Consider the following 14,440-nt stretch of genomic DNA (forward strand, 5'->3'; position numbering starts at 1 on the left):
TTTTAGTATTAAAGATAAATGGCATTCCAATAAAAAAGCAACCTATCACAAAGGTTGCTTTTTTCATTTTTAGATTATCAATTTATCAATCAAAAATATTTATGGTCAATTAATCAACCATTGGAATAACTAATTTACCCGGTTTGATTTCTAAACCTTTAGCGAGTTTTTTCGCGGTCGCTTCTGCGGCGCTGTTATCCGGGTTGAGCACATAGACAGGCTGAGTCGCGAAGAAGGTCTCAAGGGAGCTATTTAAATACGGGATCACCACGGAAATCGCGGTCTCCATATTTTCGGGTGTAATTTTATATTGGGTAATTTTCAGCTCTTTCAAATAGATAGAGCCTGTTTGTGCATCAAAAACAGGGCGCGCGGTTAAGGTCAGTGCAATATCGGCCGCCGCAGCACCAAGCAGTGAATTCATTGTGACAGTGGCTTCGCCTTTTAATGCAATAATGCCCGGTTCGCTACGACCAATTTCTGATTGCAAGTTATGCAAGGTGATATCCGCATCTGCAAACCCAGTAATACCGATATTATTTTCGTACTTAACCTTGGTCGCAAGGTAACTGTTAATTTGTGATTCACTGATAGTAAATTCGGTTAATTTGTCGCAACCCGTGAGAATAAATAGCAATCCAAAGATAGATGCTAAGAAAATGTTTTTCATAATCACTCCTTTATACAGTAATAACCCAAGTGTAACGTATTACTGCCCGCTCAACATGACTGTTTCAATTTTTTTACGGTTAAATTGGCGATGAAGCGCCCACAAGGTGATAAAACCAATAGTGCCGAGCAAGAACCAAGGAAGCTGAGGTATATTCCATTGATGCCCAATATCGTACATCCAACCGCCACCGGTATAGCCAACTGCACCGCCTAGCGCAAGACCGAGTCGACTAAAGCCCATATAGCTACCACGGGCACGAGGGTCGGCAAGGGAAGCGCTCAGGGTTTCACGAGCAGGATCCGCGGTGATAGTGCCTAAATAGAAAATGCCAATCAACACAAACAGTATATTAACCGATGCAGTCATACCAATAGGGAACATGCTCAGGCTCATTAAAAATAGCCCGGCCATCAAACGTTGTTCTAAGCGGAAATGTTTTTCGCTCCAACGGGCAATTGGATAAAGCAGTGTCAGGGAAATTGCCGCTTCAATGGCGTACATCCATTTCACCGCCGTTGGAGTTCCTGCCAATTCGTTAACGGCGATGGGAAACATCAGCATTACTTGTACTGACAGCATAAAGTAGCCAGAAAGGGTAATCACATAGGTCACAAAGCGGGTGTCTTTCAAAACGCGGCGCATCCCATCTCGAATAGGGGCTTTGATGGTGGAAATGCGATAAGCAGGAAGTAACCAAGCATTAAGTAGAGCCGCAATCACAAATACCGCCGCGCCAGCCCAGCAAACATAGTGGAAGTCATACTGCAAAAGCCAGCTACCAATTAATGCCCCAATCACCGCTCCGGCGCTATCCTGCATAAATAATAATGAGTAAAAACGCCCTCGCTCATAAGGGCGAGTCAATTTAATCACTAAAGCGGTACGAGGAGGGTCAAACAAGGTGCCGCCAAGGGCAGACAATATACAAGAAAGCCATAATACCCAAGGGTCATAAGCCAAAGCCATCAACACAAAACCAGCGGCACGCAATAGCATCCCAATAATAATTAACGGTTTTGCACCAAATCGGTCGGCAATCGCTCCCCCAAAAATTCCAAATCCTTGCTGCACAAATTGACGAAGTCCAAGGGCAAACCCAACCACCACAGCTGCCCAGCCAAGCTGCTCAACAAAGCGAATTGAAATTAAAGGGAAAACCACGAAAAAGCCAAGAACAACCAGCATATTATCGAGTAAAAGGAAATATTTGCCGAGGCTTCTTGCCCGTGATACCTGTGCCATGAAACACCATAAAAAAGTAGTAACGGAAGGAATGATTCTTATTAATAGTATCAGGAGTTTGGAGGGAATGATGGGGTGTTGACCATGATATTTTTTTATCGATAAATCCGTCATATTTCCCATTATAGGGGTGTTGGCTGCGCTCGCTCGCCCTCGTCACATACTGATGTATGCTCCTAGGGACTCATTTGCTTGCCGCCTACCTCTAATGTGAACTATTTAGTATTTGGTGAGAGGGATATTTCCATTATAGGGGGGGCTACGCTCGCTAGTGGGTCACTACATTACAAATATGATAATGATACTCATTATGATCTTGATAATTATTATCACTAATGTATATTTCAAAGCTTGTTAGCATTTGTAAGGGAAATGAATACGTAACCATTCAATAAATAAGGTTTTTCGAACGAGTTACATCTATGGCATTGCACTTAAATTTACTTTAAATGCATAAATTGAAAAGTATAAAAAATATATCCTCATATTTTTTATACGCTATTTCGTCACGTCTATTTAATCATCATTAATTAATGAAGGCATTACTTAAATGATATTTCAAAATAAAAACATAATTAGTTTAATTATTATATGTTCTACAAACACAGCCTTAGCAAATCAAACCAATACCTCGACTCAAAAAGATAAAATTCTCGTCACAGCCAGCAAAATAAAGCCAAATAGCAAGCAAATAGACGCCAATGATATTTCTACCGTAAGAGGAACAACCAATTCAGATATATTTGCTAATAAAACTTCATTGCAAGTTAATAATGCACGAAATGAAGCGGGTGCATTAGATATTGGAATTAGAGGATTGCAAGGAAATGGACGAGTGCCAATTATCATTGATGGCAGTTTGCAATCAACCAACACATGGCGTGGTTATCAAGGCAGTACAGATAGAACTTATGTGGATATGGATTTAATCGATACAATTGAAATCGAAAAAGGGGCTTCGATGAGTAAATTCTCAGGAGGAGCCATCGGAGGTACGGTTAAATTAAAAACATTATCAGCAAGCAGCATTGTTCCTGAGGGTGACCAATTTGGTTTCTTATTTAAGGGGAATATTTACAATAATAACCGACGCCCAACTATCGCTTCAGATGAAAAAGGAGAATCTGGGTATCGTGTTTCAAACGGCGTTAAAAATTCACATTTTAATAATGGCTCTATCACAACTGGGGTTGCATATCGAAATGATAAATTTGATATATTACTGGCACATAGTGATAGAAAACAAGGGAACTTCTTCGCCGGTAAAAATGGTTATCATAAATACGAAAATACAGATGCTCCTATTAAGCCAGGGCAAGAAGTGGTTAATACCAGTTATGAAAGCCAGTCAACATTATTAAAAACCAATATTTATCTTAACCCATACTCAAGTATTGAATTAAATTACCGCCATCATGAACAAAAAGCGGGTGAGGTTTTAGCGGCGTATTGGTATCAATACGATGGGAAAATGCCACAGTGGTCTTTAGGTACCGCAGATATTGATACTGCCTCTTTAAATTATTCTTATAAACCCGATTCATTATGGGTAGATATGAACTTAGGCCTATGGTGGACAAAAGGGAAATTTAAACAACGTAATGGCACAACGGATGATGTTACCGCTCACTATGGTAATCAATATCAGCACCGTTACACCGATGAGCGAGTGGGCTTTAATTTAGAAAATACGTCTGAGTTTGCAGATTATCCTATCGATATCACTTACGGTGTGGAATATATGCAACAAAAATCAAAGCCATTGACTAAAACCTATCAACCGATTTGGACTCCAGAAGGAACAATACCCGGTGAGGAATTAGACCCTGTAACGCGTAATGCTAAAGGAACGAATAAATCCGTCTTTACCAATATGGCATATCAAGGGGAATGGGTGAGTACTTTAGTCGGGTGGCGTATTCACGCTTTCGATGTTGATGACCATGTTTTAGGTAAAAGTATTAGCTACGGTCCGAAAAATGATTTAATGGGTGAACTGCGTTTTCATGTAACTGACGAATTTGATATTTATACAAAATATTCTGATAGCTATAGAGAACCGAGTTTATTCGAGAGCACTGTATCAGGACAAACCTATTCGTATTCTCCGGATGTTCCATTAAAACCAGAGCATGCTAAATCATTTGAAGTTGGGATGAATGTAGAAAAAGAAAATCTTATATTTGATGAAGATAATACTGAATTACGTGTGGCTTATTTTAATAATGATATTAAAGGGTATCTTTCTCAAGGTGTAAACCCAACGGGAGTTTATTCTCCATATGTGGTGATGAAAAACTATGACAGCTTTAAACTCTCAGGTTATGAAATTGAACTGAAATACGATTCTAATTACGCATTTGGTTCATTCGATGCGACTTTTTATAACAATTCTGAGTTATGTTCAAGAGATGAAATGGAGTTAGGTCGTCTCCCAACCGCATGTAATTCTGTTGGGTTTGCTTGGGGGTTATCACCTTCACGGATCCCACCGAAAAAGGTTGTGACCGGAATTGTTGGGGTGAAAATGTTTGATCAAAAACTACAAACAGGTTTACGAGTTCGTTATAACTCAGGCAAAGATTACCCTCATGAATGGCTAGCGGGAACCGCTGCTGCCCCAGTAACTAAGCTGTACTCAACCACGACATTTGATTTGTTAGGCCAATATCATGTTTCGAAAAATATTCATGTGAATTTCAATATTGATAACCTAACTAATCGCTATGCATTTGACCCAGGAACTGTGATTTATATGCCTATCCCTGGAAGAACGTTTAGGCTTGGTTTGGAAGCGAAATTTTAGTTAATATCGTGATTGTTACCTTAGGCTTATATTAGCCTAAGGTAACATAGAATTCTTTGAGTGGATTTAATGAATTGATTTTTATGGTTTTTTATGACACCTATGGCGTGCTACAAAGGCTTGACACCAGCTCCAACACCTATTTACGCATGTTGTTTATCATAAATTTAGAAATAAGCTCGGTCATTTCTTTATGTACTTCACTTCTATCTCTCTTGTTTCCATCCTTACAAATAATCCCTTCGCCAGCATACTCTGCATCCAATAAGGCAACTGCACCAGGTTTACATAATTGCATAAAGCTAAAATGCATAGTGTCAGGGATCACAATATAAGATGACGTATTTTTGGGGATATATTTATGTAAGTAACCTGACTCTAATTTAGCGGGCATATCACCAATATCGATACCAGCTGCAATAATCAATGTGGGAGTTTGAATTTTCGCCAAGCTTTCTTGAGAAAATCCTCTTAATAAACCGGCATCTAAGGATATAACGGTGGTGATCCTAGGGTCTGCCATGTTGTTATTTAATGCAGGATTATTCAGGTCTAAAGTTGATGATAATTTGCAAGCGGCTAGGATGGCGTGTTCAATACAATCTTCTTGAAATAGCTGGGTATCAAACCATCCACCCGCTAAAGCAACGACTGTCCAACCACCTAAAGAATGCCCGATAGCAATAATATTGTTGTTATCGATGCGCTTCTTAAATAAAGGGTCTAACGTTAAGTAATCGATAACTCGGCTGAGATCTCTGGGACGTTCCCACAGTTGTTTGGCTTGCTGGCTGTCTAGATTAAATGTTGTTGTACCCGGATGGTTAGGGGCGGCAACGATATACCCTTTATTAACAAGCTCGCTCGCTAGCCAACTTAAGTTATTCCAACTTCCCGCATAGCCATGAGAAAGAATAACTAATGGAGATTTAATATCAGAGGGTGATCCATCATTTATAACATCTATTCCGTAAAAAGCAGCATTATCACTGACTTTTATTGAGTTGTTATTGGGAGGAGTGGGGTACCAGATAGCAACATTTAGCGGTCTTTCGCTGTCTTTATCGATAGTGATATTTTTGAATCCAACGGACGATGAAATCTGTGCAATGACGGAATGAGAGAATAAGGTCAAGATTAAAGCGAAATATAATCGGGACATCGGAGGTTCCTGAAGTATTATTAGTTTATGTATTTCTAATGCTCTAGCTTAAGGTCAAAAGCACGAAATAGGAGTATCTAGGGTTTATCTGTAAACATCAATCGTGTGTTTTTTACGGACACATGAAATAAAACAAAACCAACCGCTCAAAAAATGACTTAATTATAGAGAGAATTGAATTAGTTAAGTGATAAATTTAAGTTATAATTCAAGCATCGAAAGTAAGACTGGTAACACTACTAATTAAGGGCTAACGATGTTTGGTTATCGTTCAAATGAACCCAAAGTGCGTCTAATGACTGACAGAATGATTATCCGTTTAGCCTATGAGCGAGATAATTACCGACTTGCAGATTATTACAGCTTAAACAAAGAATTCCTGACGCCATGGGAACCCACCCGTGATAGCTCCCATTTTAATCCTTCAGGCTGGAATAATCGCCTACATGCCATGAGCGAAATGCATCGCCAAGGCAGCGCGTTTCATTTCCTTTTATTGGATAAAGATGAAAACGAAGTGATTGGCGTCGCGAACTTTAGCAACATTTTACGTGGCTCATTCCACGCGTGCTATCTGGGCTACTCGCTGGGTGAAAAATGGCAGGGGCAAGGGCTGATGTATGAAGCCTTAACCCAAATCATTCGCTATATGCAAAAACACCAAGGCATGCATCGCATCATGGCAAACTATATGCCCCATAATATGCGCAGCGGAAGTTTGCTCACTCGCCTTGGTTTTGAACGTGAAGGTTATGCGAAGCAGTATCTCGAAATAAATGGAGAATGGCGCGACCACGTCTTAACGGCATTAACCGACAATGAATGGAAGTCGACTAAAGCCTAAACATTTACTCTACAATCGTAGTCAGTCTTGCCATCCGCTGTTAAACTGCTGCGATTGTCTTCTTTTAGTCTAGCAATCATGAATTTATTAAAATCTTTAGCGGCAGTCAGCTCGATGACGATGATGTCACGGGTTTTAGGCTTCATTCGTGACGCCATTATTGCCCGTGTCTTTGGGGCAGGAGCGGCTTCCGATGCCTTCTTTGTCGCCTTCAAACTCCCTAACTTATTACGCCGAATTTTTGCGGAAGGGGCATTTTCTCAAGCATTTGTTCCCATTCTTGCCGAATATAAAAACCAGCAAGGTGAAGAAGCTACTCGTACGTTTGTGGCCTATATTTCGGGAATGCTTACGTTAGCATTAGCGATTGTGACGGTTGTCGGCATGTTTGCTGCGCCGTGGGTCATTTATGTGACGGCACCGGGTTTTACCACGGATGCAGATAAGTTTGCGCTAACAACAGATTTATTGCGTGTGACGTTCCCCTATATTTTCTTGATCTCATTGGCATCATTAGCGGGTGCGATCCTTAATACGTGGAACCGCTTTTCGGTACCGGCGTTTGCACCGACGCTATTAAACGTCAGTATGATTTTCTTTGCGGCGTTTGCTGCGCCGTATTTTGACCCGCCGATTATGTCTCTGGCTTGGGCTGTTCTTGTGGGTGGTGTGCTGCAATTGGGTTACCAATTACCGCATTTAAAGAAAATCGGTATGTTGGTGTTACCGCGTTTATCGTTCCACAATAGCGGCGTTTGGCGAGTGATGAAGATGATGGGCCCAGCAATTATCGGGGTTTCCGTCGCGCAAATTTCATTGATTATCAACACGATTTTCGCTTCGTTCCTGCAATCCGGTTCGGTATCATGGATGTATTATGCAGACCGCTTAATGGAGTTACCTTCAGGGGTGCTTGGCGTCGCGCTGGGTACCATCCTGCTACCATCACTCTCTAAAAGTTTTACTAGCGGAAATCACCAAGAATATCGCCATTTAATGGATTGGGGATTACGTTTATGTTTGTTACTGGCACTGCCATGTGCGGTAGGGCTAGCGATACTGTCTGAAGCTTTAACGGTTTCACTTTTCCAATATGACAAATTTACCGCTCACGACTCCTTGATGACTCAGTATGCATTAATGGCCTATTGTGTGGGGTTAACGGGAATGATCTTAGTGAAAATCTTGGCACCAGGCTTCTATTCTCGCCAAGATATTCGTACTCCGGTCAGAATTGCGATAGTCACTTTGATCCTGACTCAGTTAATGAACTTAGCCTTTATTGGACCTCTACAACATGCTGGTTTAGCGCTGTCTATTGGGCTGGCGGCGTGTTTTAACGCGGGTGTTCTGTATTGGCAATTACGCAAGCAAGATATTTTCCAACCGCTAGCGGGCTGGCGTGGTTTCCTCGTTAAATTGTTTGTTGCCTTGGCGGTGATGGTCGTGGTGCTATTTGGTGTGCTGCACTTTATGCCACCGTGGCAAGACGGCAATATGCTGATGCGTATGTTACGCTTGATGGGTGTAGTGATTGTGGGAGCTGGTAGCTACTTTGTGGCGCTGTATGTGTTAGGCTTCCGCCCGCGTGACTTTATGAAGCGCAGTATTGCGTAGTTCTTAATCCCCATCTGTATTAGCTTTACATCGAACAAACTCCCCCCTCAATCGAGGGGGAGTAGACAATTACGGATGATAAGCGCGCTCGCCATGAGTGGTAAGGTCCAACCCATCGCACTCTTCTTCTGGGGAAACCCGCAGACCAACTAGCTTATCCGCCAGTTTAAAGGCGATAAATGCCACAACACCCGACCAAACAATGGTGACCACAATACTTTCAAGCTGAACAAAGACTTGGTGGGGTAAAGTGACGTTGTCACGATAACCGAGACCCCCAAACAGCGTCGAGGTAAATACGCCTGTGAGTACGCAACCAACAATACCGCAGGTACCATGGATACCAAAAACATCGCACACATCATCGGCTTTTAACCAACGCTTTAAGACGACAACACCCCAAAGCCCAATAATTCCCCCGACAATACCAATAACAAGCGCACCAATAGGACCAACAGTACCTGCTGCTGGCGTGATAGCGACTAATCCAGAGATACAACCGGAGCAGCTTCCGAGCATCGAAGGTTTTCCTCGCAATAACCATTCCGTGAATGTCCATGAAAGGATAGCACCAGCTGTTGCAATCACCGTGTTAATAAACGCCAATGCGGCAACATTATTGGCACTGCCTGCGGAACCTGCGTTAAAGCCAAACCACCCAATGTACAGGACTGCGGTACCCATAAAGACCATAGGTAAGTTATGGGGCTTGAGCACCACTTGGCTGTAATCACTGCGTTTACCCAGCAAATAGGCGCCGACCAGTGCAGCGACAGCGGCATTAATGTGCACCACGGTGCCGCCTGCAAAATCGAGAGCGCCATCATCGGCCAGCCATCCGCCTTCAGCCCATACCATATGTGCGATAGGCACATAGGAGAAAGTAAACCAAATCACGGTAAAAATCAGGAGTGCAGAGAAACGCACGCGCTCCCCTAGTGCTCCGACAATTAATGCGAGGGTAATAACCGCAAATGAGCCTTGGAAGGCAACATGGATATACCGATTAATGGAACCTGATAAATCGTCGATGGACATCGCGCTTAGAAACGTTAAAGAGCCATTCCCAAAGATTTTATTTCCTGCGGTGAAGGCGAGGCTGTAACCAAAGACAAACCAAAGAATAATCACCACACTAAAAATCAGCATGACTTGGGTGATCAGCGACAACACGTTTTTGCTGCGTAATAATCCGCCATAAAACAGTGCAATGCCGGGGATGGTCATAAAAAATACCAACGCCGTGCAGATCAACATAAAAGCATTATCCGCTTTATCAACGACATTCACTTCCGACGCATAGGCGGGAAGTGCGAAATAACTTAAGGCGAAGAGTGCGGCAGGTAACCATAATCGTCTCATCCTTTATCTCCCTTAGAGTGCGTCATCGCCGGATTCGCTGGTACGAATGCGAACGGCTTGTAGAAGTTCAAAAACAAACAGCTTTCCATCGCCCACTTTCCCCGTATCTGCGGTACGAATAATCGCATCGAGAGCGGGTTCCAGTAGGTCATCACTGATAGCGATTTCCATTTTGGTTTTGGGTAGAAAACTCACTTCATATTCGGCACCACGGTAAAGTTCCGCGTGACCTTTCTGTCTGCCATAACCTTTGACTTCACAGATGGTCATCCCTTGTATTCCTAATTCAGTGAGTGCTTCACGAACATCTTCTAATTTGAACGGTTTAATAATTGCGATGATGTACTTCATAAATCCCCCTGTCTTTTTGAAAAGGCAAAAGAGATAAAGCAAGCATCGTGCCAAATGTTAAATTTTTGTTTTTAGGGTGTAATGGATTGAAATGAGGGAAATAATGAGAGGTTGCTCACCAAATAAGTGCAAACTGACTATCGGTTACAAAAAGTTGCTCAAAAATAGTGCAGGCAAGAAGATGAAAAATAGAGAATGGAAGCTGGATAGTAAAAAGCCCACCGAAGTGGGCTTTAAACAAAAGAATAAAACTACATTCTTTCGACGGTTTCGATACCTAACGTATCCAGACCTGCTTTTAACGTTTTTTGCGTTAATAAGGCCAGTTTTAAACGGCTTTGACGCTGTGCATCGGTGTCTGCGGACAAAATAGGGCAATGTTCGTAGAAACTAGAGAACAGACCCGCTAAGTCATACAGATACGCACACATAACGTGTGGCGTCCCTTCACGCGCAACCGTTAAGATAGTCTCTTCAAACTGCATTAATCGTGTTGCCAATGCCATTTCGTGTGGTGCTTCTAATACGATTGGCAGCGTTAAATCCGCTTCGGTAATGTCTGCTTTTTTGAAGATAGAGGCAACGCGGGTATAGGCATATTGCATATATGGCGCGGTGTTACCTTCAAAAGCTAACATATTGTCCCAATCGAAAATGTAGTCAGTGGTACGGTTTTTAGACAGATCTGCATATTTAACCGCGCCGATACCCACGACATTTGCAAGATTCAGCAATTCCTCTTCTGCCATATCCGGGTTTTTCTCACGGATCAGCGTTTGAGCACGTTCAACGGCTTCATCTAACAGGTCGGATAGGCGAACAGTACCGCCTGAACGGGTTTTGAATGGCTTACCATCTTTTCCTAACATCATGCCGAACATATGGTGCTCAAGCGCCATGGATTCTGGGATATAACCCGCTTTACGGACAATAGTCCAAGCTTGCATTAAATGTTGATGCTGGCGGGAGTCGATGTAATACAAGGAGCGATCCGCATGCAAGGTTTCATAACGGTATTTTGCACAGGCGATGTCGGTGGTGGTGTACAGGAAACCGCCATCTTTCTTCTGGACGATAACGCCCATCGGTTCGCCTTCTTTGTTCTTGAATTCATCAAGGAAAACGACGGTTGCGCCTTCACTTTCTACGGCTAAACCTTTGGCTTTTAGGTCAGCAACGATGCCTGGCAGCATGCTGTTATACAGGCTTTCACCCATCACATCGTCTTCCGTCAACGTGACGTTTAAACGGCGATAGGTTTCTTGGTTTTGTTGCATGGTGATATCAACCAGTTTACGCCACATTTTGCGGCAGTATTCATCACCAGATTGTAATTTCACAACGTAACCACGAGCACGAACGGCAAAGTCTTCATCTTCGTCGTAATGTTTTTTCGCTTCGCGGTAGAATTCTTCGAGATCTGAAAGTGCCATGTCGCTAGCATCTTCATTTTGCACTTTTTCTAAGTAAGCAATTAGCATCCCGAATTGTGTGCCCCAGTCGCCCACGTGGTTAGCGCGGATCACTTTGTGACCGATAAATTCTTGGGTACGTGCCGCAGCATCACCAATAATGGTGGAGCGTAAATGACCAACGTGCATCTGTTTCGCAACGTTAGGCGCCGAGTAGTCAATCACGATGGTTTCGGCTTTAACAGGTGCTAGGCCTAAACGGTCGCTGGTCAGCGCGTTTTCCGCGTGAGTCGCAATCCATGTTGGGTCGATAAAAATGTTGATGAAACCGGGACCGGCGATTTCAATTTTTGATGCGATACCTTCGAGATCTAATTGGCTAACAATTTGCTCGGCCAGTTGTCGGGGAGGCAGGCCCATTTTTTTCGCAGCTCCCATCACGCCGTTAGCCTGATAGTCACCAAATTGCGCTTTAGCTGATTGACGAACAAGGGCGTCACAGCCTTCTGGAGCTCCCGCTGCTAGCATTGCAGCACTGATTTTATCTGAAAGAATAGCCTGAATATTCACCGGATTACCTTAAATAACGAACATAGTTACCGCATTGTGCCATTTCGTGGGCGTAACTAAAAGGTGGAAGAGAAAAAACGGCAGGTTTTATACCATATTTTGGGGGAGTCGTGCTACAGTCTGGCGCTTGTTTCACTTTTTATTATCTTTGTTTTCTATTTATAGAGTCATGTTAATGCTAGATTTCGATAAAATTCCTCAGTTAAATGATCTATGGTGCGACCTACCTGACTTTGATCAAAAGGTTGCGGCGATGGCGCACTCTCTCAATCTTTCCTTGACCGATTATGTGATTGACCATATTTCCGTGCGTTGCCACCATCAGGAAACTGCTGAGCGTTGGCATGACGGCCTATTACAATGCGCTGAATTACTTTCTGATAACCTGATTAACGGTCGCCCAATTCGTCTTTATGATCTGAAAAAGCCCATTCAAATCGCTGGGCAGGATGTCTATATTATTGAGCTCCCTTTTCCTAAAGATAAAACTTATCCTCAAGAGAGCTGGGAACATATTGAAATGGTCATTGAGGTCGCGCCCGAATTATTGGAAGAGACAGCGCGTCGTTTATTACCGGATACGTTACCGGAAGGATACTCCTATAAAGTGAGTCAACCTAAAGGTCAGCAAGAAAGACTACCAAATCCGACTTTGGCCGTGACAAACGGCTTAATTACTCTCAAATATCACCCATTTTCCCTTAGAAACATCGTTGAAAGCGAAAAATAAGTGATGCAATTAACGTTATTGATCATTATTTAGAGCCAACTCTAAATGGTGTGATATCACGCAGATAACATTTAACAAAAAGTGGCATAGTTAGTTGAATGCCTAATAAAAAGCACGTTTTGACCCTCAATTTTCAGCTCATATTCTACTGAGCTTATGACCATTTTGGAGAACTTCATGGCGAAACTGGAAATTTGCTGTTTTGGTATAGAGTGCGCCGAAGTCGCGCAAGAATATGGTGCAAATCGCATTGAGCTCTGTTCGGGGGCAGCAGATGGGGGGCTAACACCAAGCTACGGCTATTTAAAACTGGCGAGAGAGAAACTTCATATTCCTGTTCATCCCATTATTCGTCCTCGTGGTGGTGATTTTTGCTATAACGTGAGTGAATTTGATGTGATCCGTGAGGATTTACAGATGATCAAGGAGATGGGGTTTCCTGGCGCAGTGGTGGGGATCTTAGATACAGAAGGGCGCATTGATATCGAACGGATGCAGACCTTAATGGAAATTGCGAATGGAATGGAGATTACTTTCCATCGTGCTTTTGATATGTGTATCAATCCGTTACTGGCATTAGAGCAACTTAAAAACCTTGGGGTGGCACGTATTTTAACATCCGGTCAGCAACAAAGTGCTGAATTAGGTTTACCACTACTGAAAGAGTTGCACGAAAAAAGCCGTGAAATGAATGGTCCAATCATTATGGCTGGCGCGGGGGTTCGGTTGGCGAATATGACCAAGTTTATGGAAATTGGTCTAACGGAAGTGCACAGCTCCGCAGGGAAAACCGTTCCTTCCAGTATGAATTACCGCAAAGCGGGTGTAACCATGGCTTCAAACAGTGAAACCGATGAGTTCACGCACTACTGTGTGGATGGACCAACGGTGGAAGCGATGATGGACTTTATTTCTATAACGGAAAAAGTGCCTGCATAAATCATAAATTCGGAATAGGACTGACTGAATTTGTGATAGGGAGAGTTAAGATAGGGAGGTTAAATACCTCCCTGAGGTTGATAACAAAGAGGGATAAAAGCGTGGTTTTTCCCTCTTTGTGTTATCAGGCGAAAATCAATGAATTGATTTTCCTTGTTAATTTTACAACCCCAAAAGAGCCATTTCCAAACCTGATGGGTTTGTCAATGGTCTAAGGGAGGTTAAATACCTCCCTTTGTTGTTAGATTTTTGAACTGAGTAAAAACTAAAAACCGCTGAATGAATTTTAAGGAAAAAATCATGCTGAAAAAAATTGTATTAACGTCATCACTTTTGCTCATCACAACTTCCTCGTTTGCTTTTTCATTAGCTGAAAAAGAGAAGCACCAAAAGTATGAAACGGAAGTTTCCTCTCAAATCTCTGCATTAAATAAAACCTGTGGGTCAGACATTAAAGCGAACTTTGATTGGGCAACCTTTTCAAAAGAGCAACTCGAAACCATTGGTATCGATGGTTATAGCAAAGAGATGCTCAAGGGAATAGCCAATGTCTGTGAACACTCTGAACTCGCAAAACAGTCAGTCGGTGAGAAAATCAAAAACATTACCTATTCCTATACCAAGCCTAGAGCGATTGGGTTAAAAGATGGCACGCTATCATTAGGCATGGACTTTGATTCGGCTAATGACGCAAAAGCTGTTGAAGAGTATTTAATGAATAATTTGTAGTCG

General features: G+C 42.5%; 12 protein-coding genes. 6 read left to right on the plus strand and 6 right to left on the minus strand.

The window, feature by feature from the left end; all coding sequences use genetic code 11:
* Positions 1-109 precede the first annotated feature (109 nt).
* Positions 110-670, minus strand: a complete 561-nt coding sequence (locus H0913_RS08945) for a lipoprotein (protein ID WP_154603922.1) — start codon at positions 668-670, stop codon at positions 110-112.
* A 39-nt stretch (positions 671-709) separates the two neighbouring features.
* Positions 710-1,915, minus strand: coding sequence for a multidrug efflux MFS transporter MdtH (gene mdtH / locus H0913_RS08950; RefSeq protein ID WP_154603921.1), 1,206 nt, complete (start codon positions 1,913-1,915; stop codon positions 710-712).
* 550 nt (positions 1,916-2,465) lie between these two features.
* Between mdtH and H0913_RS08955 the strand changes: the two genes are divergently transcribed.
* Positions 2,466-4,721: a TonB-dependent receptor domain-containing protein gene (locus tag H0913_RS08955; RefSeq protein ID WP_181478589.1), complete on the plus strand. Its 2,256-nt coding sequence runs from the start codon at positions 2,466-2,468 to the stop codon at positions 4,719-4,721.
* A gap of 139 nt (positions 4,722-4,860) precedes the next feature.
* On the opposite strand, the gene H0913_RS08960 is transcribed toward H0913_RS08955, so the two are convergent.
* Positions 4,861-5,883 (minus strand): alpha/beta hydrolase family protein, encoded by a 1,023-nt coding sequence (locus H0913_RS08960; protein WP_181478591.1) that lies wholly within the window; start codon positions 5,881-5,883, stop codon positions 4,861-4,863.
* Positions 5,884-6,139: 256 nt separating this feature from the next.
* Between H0913_RS08960 and rimJ the strand changes: the two genes are divergently transcribed.
* Both rimJ and murJ read left to right on the plus strand, forming a co-directional pair.
* Positions 6,140-6,727, plus strand: a complete 588-nt coding sequence (gene rimJ, locus H0913_RS08965) for a ribosomal protein S5-alanine N-acetyltransferase (protein ID WP_154626691.1) — start codon at positions 6,140-6,142, stop codon at positions 6,725-6,727.
* 78 nt (positions 6,728-6,805) lie between these two features.
* Positions 6,806-8,344, plus strand: a complete 1,539-nt coding sequence (gene murJ, locus H0913_RS08970; protein ID WP_154638210.1) for a murein biosynthesis integral membrane protein MurJ — start codon at positions 6,806-6,808, stop codon at positions 8,342-8,344.
* A gap of 69 nt (positions 8,345-8,413) precedes the next feature.
* Here murJ and amtB read toward each other — a convergent pair whose 3' ends face one another.
* From amtB to argS, 3 genes are all read right to left on the minus strand, one after another.
* The gene (amtB, locus tag H0913_RS08975) at positions 8,414-9,706 is read right to left on the minus strand and encodes an ammonium transporter AmtB (protein WP_181478593.1); all 1,293 of its coding nucleotides are present in this window, start codon (positions 9,704-9,706) and stop codon (positions 8,414-8,416) included.
* Positions 9,707-9,718: 12 nt separating this feature from the next.
* Positions 9,719-10,057, minus strand: coding sequence for a P-II family nitrogen regulator (locus H0913_RS08980; protein ID WP_036954549.1), 339 nt, complete (start codon positions 10,055-10,057; stop codon positions 9,719-9,721).
* Between the two features lie 251 nt (positions 10,058-10,308).
* Positions 10,309-12,039 carry an arginine--tRNA ligase gene (gene argS / locus H0913_RS08985; RefSeq protein WP_036954545.1) on the minus strand — a complete coding sequence of 577 codons (1,731 nt, stop codon included), beginning with the start codon at positions 12,037-12,039 and terminating at the stop codon, positions 10,309-10,311.
* A 175-nt stretch (positions 12,040-12,214) separates the two neighbouring features.
* Here argS and H0913_RS08990 point away from each other — a divergent pair, with 175 nt between their 5' ends.
* The 3 genes from H0913_RS08990 (at position 12,215) to H0913_RS09000 (ending at position 14,437) form a co-directional block, all read left to right on the plus strand.
* Positions 12,215-12,769 (plus strand): VOC family protein, encoded by a 555-nt coding sequence (locus H0913_RS08990; RefSeq protein WP_154603912.1) that lies wholly within the window; start codon positions 12,215-12,217, stop codon positions 12,767-12,769.
* A gap of 177 nt (positions 12,770-12,946) precedes the next feature.
* A complete protein-coding gene (cutC, locus tag H0913_RS08995) occupies positions 12,947-13,708 on the plus strand; it encodes a copper homeostasis protein CutC (protein WP_154603911.1) in 762 nt (253 codons plus the stop codon).
* A 300-nt stretch (positions 13,709-14,008) separates the two neighbouring features.
* Entirely contained in the window at positions 14,009-14,437 is a 429-nt protein-coding gene (locus H0913_RS09000; RefSeq protein ID WP_154638208.1) for a hypothetical protein, read from the plus strand.
* Positions 14,438-14,440: the final 3 nt, after the last annotated feature.

Source organism: Providencia rettgeri (assembly GCF_013702265.1).
GTDB classification, from domain to species: domain Bacteria; phylum Pseudomonadota; class Gammaproteobacteria; order Enterobacterales; family Enterobacteriaceae; genus Providencia; species Providencia zhijiangensis.